Annotated in this window: 20 protein-coding genes; 15 read left to right on the top strand and 5 right to left on the bottom strand. The window is 42.8% G+C overall.

Features of this window, described 5'->3' with window-relative positions; genetic code table 11:
* The first annotated feature begins 788 nt into the window (after positions 1 to 788).
* The 5 genes from MKX35_RS21875 (at position 789) to MKX35_RS21855 (ending at position 5,850) form a co-directional block, all read left to right on the top strand.
* Positions 789 to 2,807: a hypothetical protein gene (locus tag MKX35_RS21875; RefSeq protein WP_341044428.1), complete on the top strand. Its 2,019-nt coding sequence runs from the start codon at positions 789 to 791 to the stop codon at positions 2,805 to 2,807.
* A gap of 57 nt (positions 2,808 to 2,864) precedes the next feature.
* Positions 2,865 to 4,073: a hypothetical protein gene (locus MKX35_RS21870; RefSeq protein ID WP_076299419.1), complete on the top strand. Its 1,209-nt coding sequence runs from the start codon at positions 2,865 to 2,867 to the stop codon at positions 4,071 to 4,073.
* A gap of 53 nt (positions 4,074 to 4,126) precedes the next feature.
* Positions 4,127 to 4,480, top strand: coding sequence for a hypothetical protein (locus tag MKX35_RS21865; protein WP_076299418.1), 354 nt, complete (start codon positions 4,127 to 4,129; stop codon positions 4,478 to 4,480).
* Between the two features lie 103 nt (positions 4,481 to 4,583).
* Positions 4,584 to 4,886 carry a hypothetical protein gene (locus tag MKX35_RS21860; protein ID WP_256716298.1) on the top strand — a complete coding sequence of 101 codons (303 nt, stop codon included), beginning with the start codon at positions 4,584 to 4,586 and terminating at the stop codon, positions 4,884 to 4,886.
* 232 nt (positions 4,887 to 5,118) lie between these two features.
* Entirely contained in the window at positions 5,119 to 5,850 is a 732-nt protein-coding gene (locus tag MKX35_RS21855; RefSeq protein ID WP_042187532.1) for a class I SAM-dependent methyltransferase, read from the top strand.
* A 110-nt stretch (positions 5,851 to 5,960) separates the two neighbouring features.
* On the opposite strand, the gene MKX35_RS21850 is transcribed toward MKX35_RS21855, so the two are convergent.
* On the bottom strand, positions 5,961 to 6,779 hold the full coding sequence (locus tag MKX35_RS21850) for an AraC family transcriptional regulator (protein WP_042187534.1): 819 nt from the start codon (positions 6,777 to 6,779) through the stop codon (positions 5,961 to 5,963).
* Positions 6,780 to 7,099: 320 nt separating this feature from the next.
* On the opposite strand from MKX35_RS21850, the gene MKX35_RS21845 reads away from it, so the two are divergent.
* The 5 genes from MKX35_RS21845 (at position 7,100) to MKX35_RS21825 (ending at position 11,412) form a co-directional block, all read left to right on the top strand.
* Positions 7,100 to 7,873, top strand: a complete 774-nt coding sequence (locus MKX35_RS21845; RefSeq protein WP_076282852.1) for a sugar phosphate isomerase/epimerase family protein — start codon at positions 7,100 to 7,102, stop codon at positions 7,871 to 7,873.
* Positions 7,866 to 8,963 carry a Gfo/Idh/MocA family protein gene (locus MKX35_RS21840; protein ID WP_042187538.1) on the top strand — a complete coding sequence of 366 codons (1,098 nt, stop codon included), beginning with the start codon at positions 7,866 to 7,868 and terminating at the stop codon, positions 8,961 to 8,963. Before MKX35_RS21845 ends, MKX35_RS21840 begins: the two co-directional genes overlap by 8 nt.
* Before the next feature lie 22 nt (positions 8,964 to 8,985).
* Positions 8,986 to 10,062 (top strand): Gfo/Idh/MocA family protein, encoded by a 1,077-nt coding sequence (locus MKX35_RS21835; protein ID WP_076299417.1) that lies wholly within the window; start codon positions 8,986 to 8,988, stop codon positions 10,060 to 10,062.
* A gap of 26 nt (positions 10,063 to 10,088) precedes the next feature.
* Positions 10,089 to 11,057, top strand: coding sequence for a sugar phosphate isomerase/epimerase family protein (locus MKX35_RS21830; protein ID WP_042187542.1), 969 nt, complete (start codon positions 10,089 to 10,091; stop codon positions 11,055 to 11,057).
* Positions 11,058 to 11,154: 97 nt separating this feature from the next.
* On the top strand, positions 11,155 to 11,412 hold the full coding sequence (locus MKX35_RS21825) for a DUF2164 domain-containing protein (protein ID WP_042187544.1): 258 nt from the start codon (positions 11,155 to 11,157) through the stop codon (positions 11,410 to 11,412).
* Between the two features lie 20 nt (positions 11,413 to 11,432).
* Here MKX35_RS21825 and fabV read toward each other — a convergent pair whose 3' ends face one another.
* Positions 11,433 to 12,623 carry an enoyl-ACP reductase FabV gene (gene fabV / locus MKX35_RS21820; RefSeq protein WP_076299416.1) on the bottom strand — a complete coding sequence of 397 codons (1,191 nt, stop codon included), beginning with the start codon at positions 12,621 to 12,623 and terminating at the stop codon, positions 11,433 to 11,435.
* A 129-nt stretch (positions 12,624 to 12,752) separates the two neighbouring features.
* On the opposite strand from fabV, the gene MKX35_RS21815 reads away from it, so the two are divergent.
* The 3 genes from MKX35_RS21815 (at position 12,753) to MKX35_RS21805 (ending at position 16,946) form a co-directional block, all read left to right on the top strand.
* A complete protein-coding gene (locus MKX35_RS21815; protein ID WP_076299415.1) occupies positions 12,753 to 13,715 on the top strand; it encodes a phosphotransferase family protein in 963 nt (320 codons plus the stop codon).
* Between the two features lie 507 nt (positions 13,716 to 14,222).
* Positions 14,223 to 15,290, top strand: coding sequence for an ABC transporter ATP-binding protein (locus MKX35_RS21810; protein WP_076282847.1), 1,068 nt, complete (start codon positions 14,223 to 14,225; stop codon positions 15,288 to 15,290).
* Between the two features lie 189 nt (positions 15,291 to 15,479).
* Complete coding sequence (locus MKX35_RS21805; protein ID WP_076299414.1) at positions 15,480 to 16,946, top strand: glycoside hydrolase family 43 protein; 1,467 nt, start codon at positions 15,480 to 15,482, stop codon at positions 16,944 to 16,946.
* Positions 16,947 to 17,033: 87 nt separating this feature from the next.
* Here the strand turns inward: MKX35_RS21805 and fabF are convergent, their stop codons facing one another.
* The gene (gene fabF, locus MKX35_RS21800) at positions 17,034 to 18,272 is read right to left on the bottom strand and encodes a beta-ketoacyl-ACP synthase II (protein WP_076299413.1); all 1,239 of its coding nucleotides are present in this window, start codon (positions 18,270 to 18,272) and stop codon (positions 17,034 to 17,036) included.
* Between the two features lie 124 nt (positions 18,273 to 18,396).
* Here fabF and MKX35_RS21795 point away from each other — a divergent pair, with 124 nt between their 5' ends.
* Positions 18,397 to 19,245 carry a helix-turn-helix transcriptional regulator gene (locus tag MKX35_RS21795; protein ID WP_076299412.1) on the top strand — a complete coding sequence of 283 codons (849 nt, stop codon included), beginning with the start codon at positions 18,397 to 18,399 and terminating at the stop codon, positions 19,243 to 19,245.
* A gap of 83 nt (positions 19,246 to 19,328) precedes the next feature.
* Here the strand turns inward: MKX35_RS21795 and MKX35_RS21790 are convergent, their stop codons facing one another.
* Both MKX35_RS21790 and MKX35_RS21785 read right to left on the bottom strand, forming a co-directional pair.
* Entirely contained in the window at positions 19,329 to 19,616 is a 288-nt protein-coding gene (locus tag MKX35_RS21790) for a hypothetical protein (RefSeq protein WP_076299411.1), read from the bottom strand.
* A gap of 204 nt (positions 19,617 to 19,820) precedes the next feature.
* Positions 19,821 to 20,990, bottom strand: a complete 1,170-nt coding sequence (locus MKX35_RS21785) for an MFS transporter (RefSeq protein ID WP_076299410.1) — start codon at positions 20,988 to 20,990, stop codon at positions 19,821 to 19,823.
* A gap of 139 nt (positions 20,991 to 21,129) precedes the next feature.
* On the opposite strand from MKX35_RS21785, the gene MKX35_RS21780 reads away from it, so the two are divergent.
* Positions 21,130 to 21,894, top strand: a complete 765-nt coding sequence (locus MKX35_RS21780) for an exodeoxyribonuclease III (RefSeq protein ID WP_076299504.1) — start codon at positions 21,130 to 21,132, stop codon at positions 21,892 to 21,894.
* Positions 21,895 to 21,898 lie beyond the last annotated feature (4 nt).

Raw genomic sequence — 21,898 nt, 5'->3', positions numbered from 1 at the left:
TCAAGATACTTCTGAAGCGGTAATTTCCCGTCTCTAATGTGCTTAGTGCCCATAAGCGACGCTAAGCCAAAGCAGCACCACGGACTCGTCACGTACTAAAGCGAAAATACAAACCTTTATTAATGTGTGAGCAATTTAACCCTCGGAGAAATCTTCAAGGTTTTTTGACTTCAAGTTATTCTTTTAAAAAAAGAACGATGGTTTCTGCGGCAAACTCTTGTTTGTTGCCTCAGCTGTATTCTCCTTGACCGCTCACTAATGGGGAACAGGTACACTTTTTCTTGAGCTGATTTAGAAGCGGTTAAATAATCTAACCAGCTGGCTAGAAAGGAAAATACGGAGTCGAGTAAGGAATTGATAGCCTTCCAACAGATTACAGATAAAATGATTCCCAGAGTATTCAAGATTTCATGAATAAATTGTTGCATAATAAAATTCCTCTAGATTTATTCGCATATTGCCTCCTGCTTCCAATTAGAGGGAGTCCACCGGTACAACGACTCTTTGCGCCTTCCTGAATTAATCATCGCTCCATCATGACTGAACGTTGTGGAATGATTTTAACTATTTCAATTCGTCGTCTTCTCTATAAAGAAGATGACTGGTCTACTATTATCCGGAACCACGATTACGGCAATTGAATGTTTCATTTTGACAGAGTTATTTTAACTAACACATTCGATACACACCGAGTTGTCCATTACGCCGTTGAACAAGGCAAGGATAAGAAGATGGCTGCAAGGAGTAATTCACGGACGGAGAGAATATTGGCGACTAAGATCGCTTGAATGTTCTGGCTTAATGCTTTTGAATTTGTATTTACAACGAGCGGTGTAGCAGAAAATCAAATGGAAATCTCGGTTTGGGGAAAAAATGATGCGGGGCAACTTGTAACTCCCCACCGTATCATATCTTCAGAATTGTTAGGTACAAATGGTGTCATTGGAGCAACCGGTGCCACTGGAGTTACCGGTGAGGCCGGTGTTACTGGAGCTACAGGAGCCACTGGAGTTACAAGCTCCACAGGAGCTACAGGAGCTACAGGAGCTACAGGAGCTACAGGAGTTACAGGAGCTACAGGAGCTACAGGAGCTACAGGAGCTACAGGAGTTACAGGAGCCACTGGAGTTACAGGAGCCACTGGAGTTACAGGAGTTACGGGAGACACTGGAGCTACAGGAGATACAGGAGTTACAGGAGCCACAGGAGTTACAGGAGACACTGGAGCTACAGGAGCTACAGGAGTTACAGGAGCCACAGGAGTTACGGGAGTTACAGGAGTTACGGGAGTTACAGGAGTTACAGGAGTTACAGGAGTTACAGGGGTTACAGGGGTTACAGGAGTTACTGGAGCTACAGGGGTCACAGGAGTTACTGGAGATACAGGGGTTACAGGGGTTACAGGAGATACAGGAGTTACCGGAGCTACTGGAGCCACTGGAGTTACAGGAGTTACAGGAGTTACAGGAGTTACTGGAGATATAGGAGTTACAGGAGCTACTGGAGCTACAGGAGTTACAGGAGCCACTGGAGACACTGGAGTAACAGGTGCAACGGGTGTTACTGGATCAACTGGAGTTACCGGAGCCACTGGTACGATTGATCCTACTGCTACCATCGTTGGAATAGGACCAAATGTTAGCTCCCAATTTAGCGAATTAAGAACAAATGAAAAAACGCCGCTCATTGAGTTGACTTCGGTATATGGCTTATCCAACCTAAGAGACATTGTTTCCACATTGGGAGGAGCTACAGTAGGAAGTAATAATACGGAGTTTCAATTAACTACAACCGCATCCGGAGCTGATATTGCCATCCTTCAAAGCTCGGAGAGAGGAAGGTATGAATCAGGTTTTGCCGCAGAAGCGGGAATAGGTATCCGTTTGCCGGTTGCTCCGACAGGAGCCCAAGTAGTGAGATGGGGCGTTTTTGACGATCAGAACGGCTTATTCTTTGGCCAGAGCGTAGCGAATGGAATATTTGTAGCGATCAGAAGAGCAAGCGTTGACACTGTTATTCCTCAAGCAGCTTGGAACGTGGATAAATTAGATGGAACAGGACCAAGTGGTGCGACACTTACTTTATCTAAAGGGAATATATTTCAAATCGTGTTTACTTGGTATGGGTATGGTGTAGTCGAATTTAGAGTCGTCATCCCTGATCCAACGACTTTAGCACAAGAAGTAATTATCGTTCATCGATTCTCTCCGAATGGGCAAACGAGTCTGGCCGATCCTAATCTTCCTCTTCGTGCAGAAATCTTTAATAATGGCACGGCATCTGGACTCAATTTATTTGTTGGAGGAAGACAATATAGCATATTGGGCAAATATAGTCCCGTTTTCAGAGTTACTTCCGAAAGAAGAACCATAACTGCAACAGGAACGCTTACACCGATTTTGTCTTTCCAAAGAAAGGCAACCTTCCCGCCAGGTTCGGGTAGGGCTAATTCAGTAAGTATCAAACTAGAAGGGATTGACCTTGTCACTTCAGATGATATTTACTATCAGATCGTATTAGGCGGAACGATTAATGGAGCCTTTGCAAACTTTCCAACTGCGACGACTAATATCCCAACTTCGGAGACAGCTCTACTAATTAACAGCACGCTAACAACAATTTCGGGTGGTCAAGTACTATTGCAAGGCTTAGCAGCCGGAGTTGAGGGAAGTGCAAGAATATTAGCTTCTGCTTCATTATTGGATTTTCAATTGCCAGATACTGAATTTGTTACTTTAGCTGTTGCGAATTTAAGCGGCGGTACGAATTCCGTTACGGCAACCTTCAGTCTTACTGAAGAATGGTAAAAAGCAACAGTCATGGGGGATTCATTTTCGCCCCCTTTCTGCAAAGGAGGAAGTGTGATGTCAGATATTATCATCTCGAATATTGGCCCAAATGTAAGTTCACAATTCGATGAGCTAACGGTATCACAAAAAACTCCAATCGTGGAGTTAACTTCTGTATACGGTCTATCCTCTCTAAGGGATGCTGTTACGACTGCCGGGAATGGGACGGTTACCAATAATGCTACGGAATATAATTTAAGCAATACCGCTATCGGAATAGATTCAGCCATTTTAGAAAGTGTACTGAGAGGCAGGTACGAGCCGGGCTTTGCAGGGGAAGCTGGAATGGGTGTTCGTATACCATTGCTACCAACAGGTAATCAGGTTGGACGATGGGGGTTGTTCGACGATCAGAATGGAGCATTTTTTGGAGTCAATAGTACAAATGTATTCGTGGTCATACGCAGAGGGGGAACGGATACAACAATTCCTCAAAGTTCATGGAATGTAGACCGATTAGATGGAACTGGTCCAAGTGGAGCGACGCTTAATCTATCTAAAGGCAATATATTTCAAATCGTCTTTACCTGGTATGGGTATGGAGTGATCGAATTTAGAGTGGTCATCCCTAATCCGTCCACTTTAGCGCAAGAGGTGATTACCGTAAATCGTTTCTCCCCAACAGGTCAAACGAGTTTTATTGATCCCAATCTCCCATTAAGAGCACAAATCAATAATAACGGAACCGCCGCAGCCTACAGCCTTTTTGTCGGAGGAAGACAATATAGCATTATCGGAAAATATGATCCTACCTTTAGAGTCACTTCGGAAAGGAGGAGAATTACAAACGTCACATCAACACTAACACCAGTCCTATCATTTACAAGAAAAGCAGTTTTCCCATCGGGATCAGCTAGAACCAATTCTGTGCAGGTGGATCTAGAAGAAATTAATATTATTTCATCCGTAGATCTTAGCTATCAAGTACTTGTGGGAGGAACGCTAAATGGATCATTTGTTAATTATCCCACAGCTACAACGATCATTCCCGATAGTGAGACGGCTCTGTTAGTAAATAATACGTCCACAACGATTACCGGGGGAGAAGTGGTGTTTCAAGGTGTTACAGGAGGCGGAAAAGGCGATACCAGGATACTAGCTTCTTCAGAACTGTTGGACTTCACGCTTCCTGAGAATCAAACCGTAACATTAGCTGTGGCAAATATTGGCGGGGGAGGTTCGAATACAGTTGATGTGGTATTTAGAGTAGCTGAGAGTTGGTAAAACCCACGGGTTGTAATCATATTCTACAAATAATAGAATGGGGGAAAAAGAGAATGATTTTATCCACCGGACCAATAGAAAATAATCCGGTCAGTAATGTAAGGCCGACGCAACAGTTGACTATCAAAATTGATAATCGTGACTTAGTCGATACCTCGAGTATCTTGATTCAGGGATATTACTTAATCGGGACCAGAACGTTATATGTACTTGAGTTAATTTCTGTAGATCCAAATCAAGTTCTAACAAAAAATTATTATGCTGACTTTGATGCTTTCGAATTTGTCTTTACAACGAGCGGTTTAGCAGAACAACAAGTTCAAATTTCGGTTTGGGGTAAGGATGCAGATGGGCAGCTTGTGTCAGCGCATCGCTTAGTAGCTTCTGAACAACTTGGCGAAGCATAAGAAGCAAGACAATCTTAATAGTTGTATATTTCCGAATGGCTGCTAATTATCTTTGTACAAATACAACAATCTTCCCGAAAATTTTAGTTATCGGAACAAGTTCTTGTCAATTTCTGAAGACAAGAACTTGTACCGATTTGACAAGAACATTATCCGATTCCCGTCGGCTTACGCCACAGGTACTCCTTTTGCTGTTGCGAGGCGAGGATTTTTTTGTGGGTTGGAAACGAGGGTTCGAATCGGTCAATATATCTATTACTGGAGATTGATTCTTGCTATGTTGGATTCTGTAAACCACATTTCGTTTGCAGGGCTGACTATAGGATTGCTGATCATTGCAGCTGATTCTCCTTTCACAGAGTTAGGCTTAGTACTTCGATTATGGGCGGAGGGCTATCAGCAATAGGACTATTTAAACAAGAATATTTCGGTTTGGATCGTTACCATTTCGACACCGTTTTGGTGTAAAAAAATAAGTAATGGGGCCAAGATTCATGATCATAATTTACAGGTAAGAGAGAAAATTAATACCCTAAGTAAGGGGATCATTTCAATGAGTATACTGAAAATAAGATTTTTTGTTATCATGGCTAAGAATATACTGATGGAAGACATTATGGATAGGAGATATATAACTGATGAAACAAAATAAATACGACGATACGAATTTCTTCTCAGCCTATAAACAAATGCCTCGTTCCATTGGTGGGCTTGAAGCAGCTGGAGAATGGCATGTATTACAACCTCTGATCCCAGACTTACATAATAAAAGTGTTCTTGATTTAGGCTGCGGATTTGGCTGGCATTGTCTATATGCACGCGAGCAGCAGGCAAGCTCAGTCGTTGGCGTAGATATCTCTGAAAAAATGCTTCAAGAAGCGCGTGAAAAAACAGACGATCCAGCTATTTCATATATCCAGATGCCGATTGAAGATATTGAATTTGCGAGCGAACAATTTGATGTGGTCATCAGTTCATTGGCCCTGCATTATGTAGAGTCCTTTGAAGCTATCTGTCGCAAGGTTCATACTTACCTTAAGCCAGGCGGTAGCTTTATATTTTCAGTGGAGCATCCCATCTTTACTTCTCGAAATGAACAGGATTGGTATGTGGATGACCAAGGCAATCGTCTTCATTGGCCTGTAGATCATTATCAGTCTGAGGGGTTGCGTGAAACGACCTTCTTAACAGAAAATGTGATTAAATATCATCGCACAATCTCAACCTACTTCAATGACTTGATTGGAGCCGGGTTTGCTATCAAAGCAGTTAAGGAGCCTAAGCCTTCTGATGAAATGAGCAATGATCCGTGGATGAAGGACGAGGATCGCAGGCCGATGTTCCTGATCATTTCAGCTGAAAAAGAATAATCATCTCATTAACATGAGTATTGTTTGAATATAGAAGCAAGGGTTATCCTCGTAGTAGTTTATCTACTATAGGGATAGCCCTATTTTTGTTGATGCAATTCACCTCTATATTATACTTGAGTTCTGCTGTGTACACGGTACTGTCTAGGGGACATGCCGAAACGACTTCGGAATACACGGTGAAAATAAGTATAGTTCGCGAAACCGCAGGTTTCTGCTACTTGCTCCAGCGGCATCGGGCTGAAGGTTATTCGTTCTCTTGCCATCTCTAGCCGGACATCATTTACATATTTGATAATACTGGTCCCGAAGGCCTCCTTAAATAAATGAACGGCACGGGAGACGGAAATATCTACATGCGCGGCAACATCCTCCAACAGAAAAGGTAAGGTTGCATGCTCCTCAACATATTGCTTCATTCGGTAAGCTAGATAGCCTTTAGGCGTAATCGCTGGCTGATCTGTAATGAGTCTGTCGATTTCCATACACAGGATTTGCAGATAACAGGCAGATATCGCTGGTGAGAAATCGGAAAGACGTCTGTGCTCAAGAATCAGCTGACGAAATAAGCCGAGGAAATTCTCACTCAGTGGCACACTTAAGAGTGAGGGTCTCTGAGCACGTTCCCACCATTCAACAATCCAAGTTCCTTCACAAAAAATATGATAATCTCCGCTTTCAATCCGCGGCTTACCTACAGGATACTCTTCCTTATCAATGATTAAATAGTAAGGATCATTAGGAGCAAACAGCATGATATCGCCGCTTTCCACTGGAGTCATCACACCGTCGATCATTGCTCGGCTTCGGCCCTCTGTTTGCAGACGAATTAAATAGTTCTGATTTCCATGGCTATGTGACATATGAAAAGGTTTGCGGTGAAAGGAAAATCCAGCAGATAAAACGTGACAGGTAGTTGATTGATTCATGTGTCCTCCTTGATGTCTAGAAATGATAATCAGATTGTTCATGTTTTAATCATATTATTCATTTTATTATATACGCTTTCATATTACTATGTACCTAAGCAATAAAGAAAGAAATCGACCATCCACGCTATACGGAGTCGATATTAGCTATGCAAACAAGGATGGCAGTTGAAGGAAACTAATGGGAATCAGATTAGTCAATTCTGCAACAGCATTATTGTTCAAGTGATTGCTGCTGTTGATCTCTTTGGGGACGAGCAGCAGAAAGAAGTTTAAATGAATTAGTAAGCTAACCCTAAACCCATTGGAGTGATTAGAAAATGCTGAAGATAGGTCTGCAATTGTACACGCTTAGAGAAGAATTGGAACAGGATTTTGAAGGAACACTGCGTAAGGTAGCAGCCCTTGGATATAAAGGCGTAGAGTTTTTCCACTATTTCGGCCGCACCGCAGCAGAAGTTAAACAATTGCTAAATGAGCTTGGACTGGTTGCGCTCGGCGCACATCGTCCATATGACGCATTGTTGAATGATACAGAAGCAGAGATCTCTTACAATCTTGAGATTGGAAATCCAAATTTGATTGTTCCTTATTTGTCAGAAGAACAACGTAACTATGAAGAGGTTGCCGCGAATCTGAAGGTTATTGGAGAAAAGTGCAAAGCGGGCGGAGCAGTTCTTCTGTATCACAATCATGATTTCGAGTTAACAGATAAATATGGTGATAGTGACCGTACTGCTTTTGATGGATTGTTTGAAGAGGTGCCGGCTGACCTGTTGCAAGTGGAAATGGATACTTGCTGGGTACATCATGCAGGCTATGATCCAGTTGAATATATCAATAAATACGCAGGTCGACTGCCGATCATCCATCTGAAGGATTTGAAGAAAAAAGAAGATGGCTCTCCGGAAACTGTTGTACTAGGTGAAGGTGAAGTGAACCTTACTGCAATTTTAAATGCAGCTGTACAGGCAAATGTGGAGTGGGCGGTAGTAGAGCAGGATTTCTGCAGTCGTTCACCATTAGAAAGTGTAGAAGATAGTTTGAAATGGGTAAAAGCATACGCAAATCAAGGAGGAAAAGTTAATGTCTAATAAGTTGAGAATTGCTATTGTAGGTTGCGGTGGTATCGCAAATGGGAAACATATGCCAAGTTTGTCACGTCAGAAGGATGCTGAAATGGTAGCTTTCTGCGATATCATAGAAGAGCGTGCACAGAAAGCCGCTCAGACTTATGGTGCTGAAGGCGCTGCTGTTTATACAGATTACACTGAGCTTTTGAAAGCTGGCGGATTTGATATTGTCCATGTATGTACACCAAATGACAGTCACTCCGTGATTACTATTGCTGCATTGGAAGCAGGTAACCATGTAATGTGCGAGAAACCAATGGCTAAAACCACTGCCCAAGCACAAGAAATGTTGGATGCTGCGAAGCGTACGGGGATGAAGTTGTCTGTCGCTTACCAGAACCGTTATCGTTCGGACAGTGAATACCTTAAAGCACTCTGCGAAAACGGCGAACTAGGTGATATCTATTATGCAAAAGCAATTGCCCTTCGTCGTCGTGCGGTTCCTACTTGGGGCGTGTTCCTGGATGAAGAAAAGCAAGGCGGCGGCCCACTGATCGATATCGGTACGCATGCACTTGATCTTACTTTATGGATGATGGATAATTATAAACCACGCAGTGTTATGGGCTCGTCTTTCCATAAGCTGAGTAACCGAAAGAACGCTGGAAATGCCTTTGGTCCTTGGGATCCTGAGCAATTTAAGGTAGAAGATTCAGCTTTTGGATTTATTACCATGGAAAATGGTGCTACAATTGTACTTGAATCTAGCTGGGCACTAAATGTATCTGAGTATCGAGAAGCTCAGACGCTTCTTGCAGGTACAGAAGGTGGTGCAGATATGAAGGATGGTCTGCGCCTAAACGGTGACCGTGGTGGACGTCTGTATGAGACCAAAGTAGACTTGTCTGCTGGTGGAGTAGCGTTCTTTGATGGTGGACAGGAAAATGAATCTGATCGTGAAGCTCGCTTGTGGCTTGAGGCGGTTAGAGAAGACAAGGAACCTGTAGTTAAACCTGAGCAGGCCCTCGTTGTTACTCAAATCTTGGAAGCTATTTATGAATCTTCACGTACAGGTCGCGCTGTGTATTTTGACGGCACATCAGATAATTAATAGGGAAGTAGGAGTGGAAGTCATGAGCTCAAAGATACATTCCGTAGTCATCGTTGGCTTTGGTGGAATGGGAAGTTATCACGCGAAATTAATTAAGGAGACTAACTCCCTAGAAGTGGTAGGGACATACGACTTACTTGAAGCACGTCGTGCGGACTCCATCAATGCTGGTTACAAGGTATATGAAAGTTATGAAGAAGTATTAGCAGATCCTGCAGTTGAGATTGTTCTTATTGCGACACCAAACGATGTACACAAAGAAATCGCTATACGTGCGCTACAAGCTGGCAAACATGTTATTTGTGAGAAGCCAGTTGCTATGTCCAAGGAAGAGCTTCAAGATATGCTCGATGCTGCGGATGCAGCAGGACGTGTGTTCATGGTACATCAGAACAGACGTTGGGATGAGGATTTCTTAACCATCAAAAAAATGTATGATCAAGAGACCATCGGTTCTTTGTTCCAGCTTGAATCTCGCGTACACGGAGCGAATGGTATTCCAGGAGACTGGCGCCATGTCAAGGCACAAGGTGGAGGAATGCTGCTAGATTGGGGCGTTCATTTATTAGATCAGCTCTTATTTATGATCGATAGCAAAGTCATCAGTGTGAGCAGCAGTCTGAGCTTTATTCTAGGCAATGATGTAGATGATGGCTTTGAAGCCATCCTGCAATTTGAGAATGGAATTAAAGCTATCGTTGAGGTTGGGACAACTAACTTTATTACGCTGCCTAGATGGTATGTGAAGGGTATTGAAGGAACGGGTATTATCGAAGATTGGTCTTTAACTGGACGTTTAGTAACTAGAAACAATGAAGGTGAAAAGATCGAGCCTAAGCCTATACGTGCTGGTGTTGGATTAACCAAAACTATGGCGCCTCCTTCAGAAGGGGCTACGATTACAGAAACTTTACCTCAACCTGCGGAGCTAGGCTCTAGCTTCTATGACAATTTCGCAGCCGTTATTGAGGGAACAGCTGAGCCAATCGTTAAGAATGCCGAAGTAATGCGTGTTCAGAATTTGATTGAAGCTATTTTTGAATCTGCTGAGAAGAATCAAGTAGTAAAAGACTTCGATATGTATGGTGAAGGTAAGTAAACTATTTGCAAAAGAGGTGACTTACAATGAAACTTGGAGTATTTATGGTCTTGTTTGGGGGTCGCAAGCTGGAGGATGCTCTTGATTATGTAGCGTCCAAAGGTCTAAAGGCGGTAGAGATTGGTACAGGAGGGAATCCTGGTAACAGCCATTGTGATCCTAAGATGCTTCTCGAGAATGAGACAGCATTGAAAGAATTCAAACATGCTGTGGAATCCCGTGGATTGACAATCAGTGCATTGAGCTGTCACGGAAATCCCCTACACCCACAAAAAGAGCTTGCCCAGAAGGATCATGAGGACTTTGTGAACTCGGTCAAATTGGCGCAGAAGCTAGGAGTTCCAGTCGTTAATACGTTCTCTGGCTGTCCAGGTGATCATGAGGGTGCCAAGTATCCGAACTGGCCGGTAGCTCCATGGCCAAATGATTATCAAGAAATTCTGGATTGGCAATGGGAAAATAAAGTGATTCCTTACTGGACTGAATGGGGAGCCTTTGCCGCAGAGCATGATGTGAAGGTTGGTCTTGAGCTGCACGGCGGATTCTCCGTTCACACACCTGCTACTCTACTGCGGTTGAGAGAAGCTGCAGGTGAAGTAATCGGAGCTAACCTTGATCCGAGTCATATGTGGTGGCAAGGAATTGATCCAGTGCAGGCAATTCATATTTTAGGCCGCCAAGGCGCAATTCATCATTTCCACGCTAAAGATACAGTTATTGATCCAGTCAATGTCAATATGCATGGCTTAACAGATATGCAATCCTATACCAAAATGCTTGACCGTGCATGGCAGTTCCGTTCGGTTGGCTTTGGACATGATCTTAAGACTTGGGCTGATATTATGAGTGCTCTTCGTTTGGTAGGATATGATTATGTGGTCAGTATTGAGCATGAAGATGGATTGATGTCTGTGGAAGAAGGCTTCTCCAAAGCTGTAAGTAACCTTCAACAAGTATTGATTGAGGAGCCACTAGCAGAAATGTGGTGGGTTTAGATTAAAGGGTATAGATATAAGAAATGACGTGCGCAAGCACGTCATTTTTCCTGTATTAATAATCTGAATTTTAAACCATACAAATTGGAGGACGATCATGCAGCCGATAAAAATACAGAGAGAACACAAACTACAAATTACATCCAGCATTCAGGATTATTTTGAAACGGAGCTGTCTAGCGAAATTGGCCAATTAGCAAGTGAGAATCTTCTTGATTTTATGCTCAAAGAACTCTCACCTTATATTTATAATCAGGCACTGGCAGATGCCCGTAAAGTGATTGAGCAAAAGATGATTTCCATTGAAGAAGAATTGTATGCACTTGAGCAACCACTAACATCTGCTAGAAGATAGTCCGCAACATAATGTATTGTTTACCGCTGATTGGTAATCGTTACGTCTGGATCAGTCTCAGCTTCATAATCTACACCCTCAGTCTCAAATCCGAATAACTGGAAAAACTCCTGTTTGTAGCTTTCTAGATCTGTCAATTCATAGATATTGTCTGTCGTGAGTTTATCCCAGATTTGAGTCACTTGATCCTGTACATCCGGGGACATCTCCCAGTCATCGATTCGGATACGCCCTTCTTCGTCCACAGAAGTCCCTTCGATCGCATAAAGACGTTCTGCAAACAACCGATAGGTTTGCTCAATACAACCCTCATGAAGTCCTTTCTCTTTCATGACTTTGTATAGCGCAGAAGTGTACAGGGGGACGACAGGAATTGCTGAGCTAGACTGTGTGACCAGTCCTTTCGTAACTGCTACATAAGCTCGACCGTCTATACTAGATAGTTCATCGTTAAGAGTGTGTGCTGTTAATTCTAGATGATCTTTTGCGCGTCCAATCGTTCCCTTACGATATACAGACTGGGTAATCTCCGGCCCGATATATGAGAATGCGATGGTGGTGGCATGATCGGCCAAAGCTCCGGCTTGATGAAGAGCTTCAATCCAAAGCTGCCAATCGTCACCACCCATCACTCGAGTGGTATCATCGATTTCTTTGTCTGTAGCAGGCTCAATAGAAATTTGACTGACTTCACCCGTATGAAAGTTTACGGTTTTATTCGTGTAGGTATCTCCTATAGGTTTAATTACGGAGTTATAAACTTCACCCGTCACAGGATCTGTTCGACGGGCAGAAGCAACGCTGTAGATGACTAGATCAACTTGTCCCAATTCACTGCGAATCAGCTGTATGGTTCTATCCTTAGTTTCTTTGGAGAAGGCATCACCGGTTACGCTGTAGGATTGAAGTCCAGCTTTCTCTGCAAGTTCCTCAAAGGCTGCTGAATTGTACCATCCAGCAGAGGCTGTACGGGCTCCATTGCTGCTGCTCTGGCGGTAGACGCCTACTGTGCTGGCTCCAGCCCCAAAGGCGGCTGTAATCCGTGAGGCGAGGCCATATCCTGTAGAGGCGCCAATGACAAGCACCTTGCGTGGTCCTTTGATCTCGGGTTGTGTCTGGATATATTCGATTTGCCGCTCTACTTGACGAGCGCAACCTTGCGGGTGTGCGGTAGTACAGATAAAGCCGCGTGTTCTAGGTTTAATAATCATGTTAATCGTTTCCTCTCTTTCATGAAAAGCAGGCTAATGAGACTCGTTTGTTCTAATTTTAACAATTTTCAATCAAATGGAGAAGGATTGTTTATCCTTTGATACTTATTTCATTATGGTGGTGAGATCTTGGAGAGCTTTACTAAAACAAAATTAACAACAGAGCAACAGAATGATTTGGTAGGTGCTACTTTTGGAAGCCATGTGAGCATTCAGCGAAGTACTGAACTGACAGGTGGTTATTTTAACGCAGCATATGACCTTTTATTATCAGATGGAAGAGACATGATTCTTAAGATAGCACCGTCAGCTGAAGCAGATACCCTTAGTTACGAGCATGATATTATGTCTGTAGAGGTTGCGGCGATGCGACTGATGAAGTCAAAAGGGACAGTACCTGTGCCTGAGGTATACGCTTATGATAACAGTAAAGAAATGATTTCAAGTGAGTTTTTTTTCATGGAGAAAATAGTTGGCCAGCCCTATAATGAAATTAAGGAAGCGCTAAGCTCGCAGCAGAGAATAAGTATTGAGGAAGAGTTAGGTCGTTATTCCCGTTTAATTAATGAAATTTCTGGTGAGCGTTTCGGATTATTTAGTGCGTCCACACCAGTAAAAGGAACTTCATGGCGGGAAACTTTTAAGCATTTGATAATGAATCTGCTTGAAGATGCACGTCGTTTAAAGGTAGAAATGCCCATTCCGTTAGAAACTGTTGAGGCAGAGATCGAAAGTCACTTACATGTTATGGACGCAGTCGTTGAGCCTCGTCTAATACATTGGGATTTATGGGATGGCAATGTGTTTGTGCGAAAGGGCCGCATTGTTGCATTGATTGATTGGGAACGGGCACTTTGGGGCGATCCACTTATGGAATATTATTTTCGCTATATTGAGAATTCAGAGCATTTCTGCAGAGGTTACGGGAATAGCTTCGACAGCCCAAACGAACATGCCCGTAAAAAACTCTACGACTTATATATCGACTTAATTTACTTCATCGAGTGTTATTCGCGTAAGTACGATAGCCAAGGTCACCTTGAGTGGGCGCATGATAATCTGCTTGAGGGCTGGAAGCGGTTCATGAATTAACACATTTTTGACACAACTACAACATGACAGATAGGGAGACTGAGCAACAGTAGGGGAGAATTCTTATATTTGAACGGCTGAGTGTACATATTGATACCGTAAGTTTGCTGTAGCTGCTGTCGATACTACGTTTGTTTCATGATCATTTATGCACAAATAGCATTGCTTACTGATGTACATGACCATGTAACTTTTGCTTTGGTTGTATTATTCGTGTATATTTTGATAGTGGGCTTTAGAATCATGGCAGTATTCCTTCCATACCATTTATTGTATTTAGCAGCACCTAGTAGTTCTTCCTTATTCTCTATTTACGTATTTTAAAGAGGAGCTATCGCAACTATTGAGCACGCAATAATTAGATCTAGTACTAAAGTGTGAGGTTAGCCGCATTTTTTTCAGAAAAATCTTGACTAGAACCCTTAAAACTAGATAAAATAATACTTATTGCTTACAACATGCTGAGAATCATTATCATAATTGACGAGGAAATGAGAGGGTGACAAGATGGAGCGCCTTTTAGAGGTAAAAGACTTAGCGATATCATTCAAAACACACGGCGGAGAGGTACAAGCGATCCGTGGTGTTAGCTTCCATGTAGATAAAGGTGAAACTCTAGCGATTGTTGGGGAGTCAGGTTCGGGTAAAAGTGTAACCTCACAAGCGGTTATGAAGCTAGTTCCTACACCACCAGGAGAATATAAACGCGGACAGATTCTGTTCGATGGACAAGATTTGATTGGCAAGACAGAGAAGCAGATGCAGAAGATCCGCGGTAAAGAGATCGGTATGATCTTTCAAGATCCGATGACCTCTCTGAACCCAATGATGAAGGTCGGCAGACAAATTACTGAAGTGCTGCTTAAACATGAGAACATCTCCAAGGCTGATGCGAATAAACGTGGGATTGAGCTTCTCAATCTTGTAGGTATTCCTTCTCCAGAACGTCGTTTCAATCAATATCCACATGAATTCAGTGGTGGTATGCGTCAACGTGTTGTTATTGCAATGGCACTTGCTGCGAACCCTAAGCTTCTGATTGCGGATGAGCCGACTACTGCGCTCGACGTAACCATCCAAGCACAAATCCTTGATTTGATGAAGGAATTGCAAAAGAAGATTGATACGGCTATTATTTTTATCACCCATGATCTCGGGGTTGTAGCAAGAATGGCAGATCGTGTAGCTGTAATGTATGCCGGACAAATTGTTGAAATGGGAACAGCGGAAGAGATCTTCTACGATCCAAGACACCCATACACTTGGGGCTTGCTAGCTTCCATGCCAAGTCTAGAGAGCAAAGGATCTTTGCTAACAGCCATTCCTGGTACTCCTCCAGATTTGATCAAACCGCCTAAGGGCGATGCTTTCGCACTACGTAGCACTTACGCTATGCAAATCGATATGGAGAAAGAGCCTCCAATGTATAAGGTTTCGGATACCCATATGGTGAAGTCTTGGCTAATGCATCCGATGGCTCCTCAGGTGGAACCGCCGGCAGTTGTTAAGAACAGACAACGTGTGCTTAAGAATGCTTATCCAGAGCCAGTTTTGGTACAAGAAGGCGCTAATTAAACAGATTATTTTACGAAAAATATAAAAGGAAACGTCAGGCCATTTCGATGGCTTGGCGTTTTTTTTATGTGTATGAATGTTCACTATTATTTAAATAAATATGAATTAATACGAACTTAATTAAATAAAAGGATTGACTATTGTTCGTTTTCGTTTCAAAATGAAAAGGCATACATAGGGGGTATAACGATGAGAAAAGCAATTATGACTACAATGATCAGCGTTTCATTATTAGCAGTAACCGCGTGCAATGACAATTCAGCTAGTTCCAGCAACACAAATAACGTAGCTGACTCTGCGCAGCCTGTCTTCAAAAATGTATCTGTACATGATCCGTCGATCATTATGACAGATAACAAATACTATGTGTTCGGCTCTCATTTAGCATCTGCTAAATCAAATGATCTGATGTCTTGGACTCAGCTGTCCTCTGGGGTGGTAGAAGGAAACGTTCTCATTCCTAATGTCAAAGAGGAGTTTGCTGAAGCATTAAAATGGGCACAGACGGATACCTTATGGGCACCCGATGTTATCCAATTGGCGGATGGCAAATACTATATGTATTACAATGCTTGTAAAGGGGATTCCCCGTTGTCTGCACTCGGCATAGCTGTGTCGGACAATATTGAGGGACCTTATAAGAATAAAGGAATCATTCTGAAGTCAGGTATGATGGGCAAGGGTGATGATGGAGAAATATATGATGCCACTCAAAAGCCGAATGTAGTAGATCCGGATGTGTTCTTTGATAAAGAAGGGAAGCTGTGGATGGTCTATGGCTCTTACTCCGGTGGTATTTTTATTATGGAACTAGATGCTAATACAGGCTTCCCGCTGCCAGATCAAGGTTATGGCAAAAAGCTTCTGGGTGCGAATCATGCTCGGATAGAAGCTCCATATATGCTGTACAGTCCGGAAACGGATTACTACTATCTGTTCCTATCCTACGGTGGTCTGGCTGCAGACGGTGGATATAACATCCGTGTAGCTCGTTCAAAGGCGCCTGATGGACCTTTCGAAGATTCTGAGGGTCAGGATATGATTAATGCACAAGGATCGCCATCCGTATTGTTCGATGATTCAGCATATGCTCCTTATGGAGTGAAGCTAATGGGGAATTTCGAATTCTTGAATACGGATGACGAGCTGCCAGTGAGTGGAGAAGGATATGTATCACCAGGTCATAACTCAGCGTTTTATGATGAAGAGAATGGCAAGTATTATCTGATCTTCCATACACGATTCCCAAATCGTGGAGAAAAGCATGAGGTAAGAGTTCATCAGATGTTTATGAACAGTGAGGGCTGGCCGGTTGTAGCCCCGCACCGCTATGGCGGAGAGAGCATAGAGAAATACACAAAAGAGCAAATTTCAGGCGAATATAAATATGTAAACCATAACAAAGACATTACGGCTGATATCGTGCAGTCGGAGCTGATTGAATTCACTAAAAGCGGTAAGATTAAAGGAGCAGTAAAAGGGAAATGGAAGCTTATTGATGATCATACTGCTGAGCTTACCATTGACGGTTCTACTTATAATGGGGTGTTCCTGAAAGAGTGGAATGAAGCAACAGCTAGTAACGTTATGACGTTTACTGCGGTTTCCAAGGAAGGTATCTCTATCTGGGGGAGCCACGTATCAACGATGGAATAATAGATTTTTTTGAAATTGGCAGTAGAAACGGGGTTCCAATTAGTCCTGAGAATGACTAAGCTGGAACCCCGTTTTATGGATGAGTGGTCAATCTTCAAACTTTCGAATCACAATGACAGCATTATGCCCACCGAAACCAAAGGAGTTAGACATACCTATAGTAAGATCAGATTTTCGCGCAATGTTCGGGACATAATCTAAATCACAGATGGAATCTTTGACCTCCTGATTAATGGTAGGTGGGATGATTCCTTCTTGAATGCTCTTAATAAGGGCAATGGCTTCTAGGCCACCAGCCGCCCCTAAGGCGTGTCCAGTCATGGACTTATTAGCGGTTACGGGAATCTGGTAGGCTTGATCACCGAATAACTTCTTTATCGCAAGGGTCTCAGAGCGGTCACCTACTACTGTACTTGTGGCATGAGCACTAATTACATCCACCTCTTTGGGCTGGAGATTAGCTTCATTCAGGGCCAGCTTCATCGCTTGATAAGCACCAATTCCTTCTGGATGGGTGGCGACCATATGATAGGCATCAGAGCTGGCACCATAACCGATAATCTCTCCGTGAATCTTGGCGTTTCTACGCTGCGCATGAGAAAGTGACTCCAAAATAACTATTCCGCCACCTTCACCGATAACAAATCCGTCACGTTCCCCGTCAAAAGGCCGACTCGCCTTAATCGGCTCCTCATTTCGAGTGGATAAGGAGGTGGCATTGCCGAAACTGGCTAAAGAGATTTCAGTAATGGCTGCTTCTGATCCACCAGCAATTACGATGTCGGCACCTCCATAACGGATCAACCGGAAGGCTTCACCGATTGCCGTATTTCCAATAGAGCAGGCAGTTACTGGAGACATTGTAGGACCTAAGGCTCCTAATTTAATGCTGATCATCGCCGCAGCCATATTAGAGATCATCATGGGAATTAAAGTGGGGCTGACCCGATCTGGTCCGCGGCCCTTTAACACATTCCCTTGTTCCATCAAGGTTTGAATTCCACCAACGCCTGATCCTACATAAACTCCGAGACGTTCCTTGTCAATCTTATCAAGCTGTAGACCGGAATGTGTCCAGGCATCTTCAGCGGCTGCCAGGGCGAACTGACTAAATCTATCCATTCTGCGTGCTTCTTTACGGCCAAATCTGGCCTCCGCATCGAAATCATGCACGATTCCCGCGATCTTTGTCTTAAAGTTAGAGGTATCAAATGAAGTGATTGGAGAAATACCCGACTCACCAGAAACTAGACGATCCCAGAATTGTTTTATTGTATTTCCAAGGGGCGAGATTAAGCCCATACCTGTAATAACTACGCGTTCCATAATGAACCTCCTCAAGAAGTGTATATAGGTATTTTTCCACTTATTTTATCCTATTACAAGTTATCGTTTATCCTAGTATAATTTGTACTATACTAAAGAATGTAACAGAGAGGAGAGGAAGCGTATGGCTAATCAGACGAGATTGCAGGCATTATCAGATTTCTTAAAAGCACGCCGTGCTTCGATCTCACCCAGCTCTGTTGGGCTGCCAGAGGGCACACGCAGGAGAACGCCTGGACTTCGCAGGGAAGAAGTTGCACAGTTAGCGGGGGTAAGCAGTACCTGGTATACGTGGCTAGAACAGGGCAGGGATATTAAAGTATCTTCGTCTGTTCTGGACTGTATTGCGACTGCCCTAAAGCTAACTAATGATGAGCGGAAATATCTTTTTGCACTAGCACTAGAGACTGGAACAGGGAACGTTCTATTTCAGCAAGAGGAATCCTCAGTAATTAGTCCTTCTCTACAGAAAATCTTACAGGAGCTTAAGACTTGTCCTACGATTATTTCAGACCGGCGTTGCGGGATAGTAGGTTGGAATGAGGCTGCAGCACATGTGTTTCTAGATTTCTCTAAGTTGCCCATCGAGGAGAGAAACATGATTCGTTTGTTATTTGTTCGTAAGGAGTTCAGACGTTTAGCTGTAAATTGGGAACAATTCGTAAGTGGTTATCTATCCATCTTCAGAGCGTATTACGGACAATATGTAGAGGATCGTTGGTACGATGAATTTATTGAGGAATTAAAGGGACTGCATCCAGCGTTTAATGAAATGTGGGAACAAAGTCGTGTAAGCTCTGCTCCCGATGTGCTATTGGAATTCAGACATGCCAAAGCAGGGAAAATGTTATTTCATTTAACCTCACTTCAGGTTCAAGGCAGCACAGATTTACGTTGTAGTATTTATACGCCTGCCGCAGATTCAAATACTGAAATCAAACTGAAGCAGCTTATGGAGCAGCATAAAGAATGACTTAGGTTAGAAGTTCATAGAAAAGCATCTCTAGCTGAATTATCAACTAGAGATGCTTTAGAGAGCATTGTGAAATGAATCTATTAGAAATCTGATGTTGAGATTTCAATAAATCCGAATGTTGTGCCCGAAGGAGTACTTAAGAGTGCTGCAACCAACAGTGCATGAACTTGAAGTGTAAGACTATTGAATGCTGGAATCGTGTAAGTGATAACTGGAGCATTCACACGGGTTAATACTAGTTGTACCGGATGGTCCGAGATATTGTTTACTGTAACTGCAGCATTAATACCACCTGCAAGGTTTTCATAATATGATTTGCCAATGACAGGTTCTAAAACAAACAATTGAAGCGGTAATACGATGGCCATAGTAACGACCTCCTTTTCTTTTGATAGGATATACTATGCGATAAATCTATTGATGGGAGAGCGAATGACACGGTGAATTAGCACTTTTTGATAGGGGACAAGGAGCTTGTTTTTGCGGACACTACGATACTTATTCATAGAAAACGGGCATGTCTGTCAGCCGTCTACATGGCTATGGGACATACCCGTTTAATTGTCGAAAGATTAATGAGTGGCTATATTCTTTTTATTGGCGTGTTTACTTCCATAGATTCTGTACAATATCAATCCGAACAGCATACCGATAAATGACATCACGGAAATTGTTAAGTAAAGGACCTTACCGCCAAAGGCTTCATATAATGCTCCACCAGCATAAGAAGCGAGAATACCTGATACACCGAAGAACAGTAGCGCCAACACAGTTTGACCCGTAGCACGCCATTCCACAGGCACAATACTATATAGATACTGAATAGCTGCGGAGTAGAATACTGGGAAGGTAAGGATTTGTAGAATCTGTAGATAAGCTAATAAATGCGGATCAGATATCCAGGCCGAAATAAAGAATCGAAGAAAATAAAAGGCTCCAGAAATTGAAATAATGATTAACTCTTTTCCTTTGCGCAGCCACCAAAAGCTTAAGGCAAACACAATAATTTCACTCATTGCGGCGATAAAGAACGATTGACCAACTAATTCAGGACTGCCACCAAGCTCGCGAATATAAACCCCAAGGAAGGTATCGTTCATTCGTGCAGGAACGGAGCTAATAAATATGAGTACTAGAAATAGCAGTGTTTCTTTGTTACTAAGAAAATGCTTCAGGCTGTCAAGTGTGACCGGTTTACCGGTCACCGGAGCATCTGGCATGAACCAGCTGACCACAAAGCTTGTAAGACTTATTGCGACGAACAGCAAGGCCATACCTTGTGAACCGAAATAACTCATCACATAACCTGTGAGTAAGGCCATAACACCGTACCCCAACGCACCGTATGTACGTATCGAACCATAGCTAATTCCAGCTGCCTCAGAGATCCGGAAATTCAGGCTTTCAGCTAGCGGATCGATAGGCATTAAGAAGAAATAGAGCAGCATCGCAAAAAGAATAAGTCGCACGTAGCTGCTAGAATCGAATAAAAAGTATCCCGTCACCGCAGAACATAACAACAGAATTAACAGCACTTTGCGGATCGTTCTTGTTTTGTCACTGATCATCCCCCATAAGGGTTGAGCAATAATGGTAACAAACCCTCCAGTACCAATAATGAATCCAATTTGCGCCGGATTAAGACCTTGCTCCCCTAGATAGACTGGCAGAAAAGGAATGAACATAGCCAGCAACGCAAAATACAAAAAGTTAAACCCTCGTAATAGTGTTGGTGCATTCATAAGTTTTTTTACCTCACGTATTAATTAATATTTATATAGAGTCAATTTTGTTATTGTATCATGGATGTTGAATGATTAGGATATAAAACTATGATAAACTGAGAATAATTAAAGCAAAATGCAAGGAGAAAAGCCGATGATAAAGCTGGTATCATGGAATGTTAATGGCCTTCGGGCCTGTGTCAAAAAAGGGTTTAATGACTATTTTAAAGAAGTAGATGCGGATATCTTCTGTGTTCAAGAAACAAAGCTTCAGGAAGGGCAAATTACACTGGAGCATGGCGAAGAATACGATCAATATTGGAATTACGCAGTGAAGAAGGGCTATTCTGGTACGGCAATATTCACTAAAATCAAGCCGATCTCTGCGAGATATGGGATGGAAGAAGATGAAGAAGCAGAAGGCCGGATCATTACATTAGAGTTCGAACATTTTTATCTGGTCAACGTCTATACGCCTAATGCCAAACGAGATCTGTCTCGATTGGCATATAGAATGGAATGGGAGGACCGTTTCCGTAATTATCTCTTAGAACTGGATAAGCGTAAACCAGTTGTTGTCTGTGGAGACCTAAATGTTGCCCATGAAGATATTGATATCAAGAATGCAAAGGCTAACCGTGGGAACTCCGGTTTTACGGATGAAGAGAGAGGGAAAATGAGTACACTGCTTGAGTCGGGCTTCATAGATACGTTCAGATATCTTCACCCGGTGCTTGAGGGAGTGTATTCATGGTGGTCTTATATGCCGAAGGTGAGAGAGCGGAATGTGGGCTGGCGAATTGATTATTTCTTAGCTTCTTCTAGACTTGCACCTAATGTAATTGATGCCCAAATTGATTGTCAGATCATGGGTAGTGATCATTGCCCAGTCATGTTGAAGCTAGCTGATTTTTCGGAATAAAAAA

This window comes from Paenibacillus sp. FSL R5-0923, assembly GCF_038009145.1.
Lineage (GTDB): Bacteria > Bacillota > Bacilli > Paenibacillales > Paenibacillaceae > Paenibacillus_AQ.
This window is presented reverse-complemented; position numbering and strand designations above follow the sequence as displayed.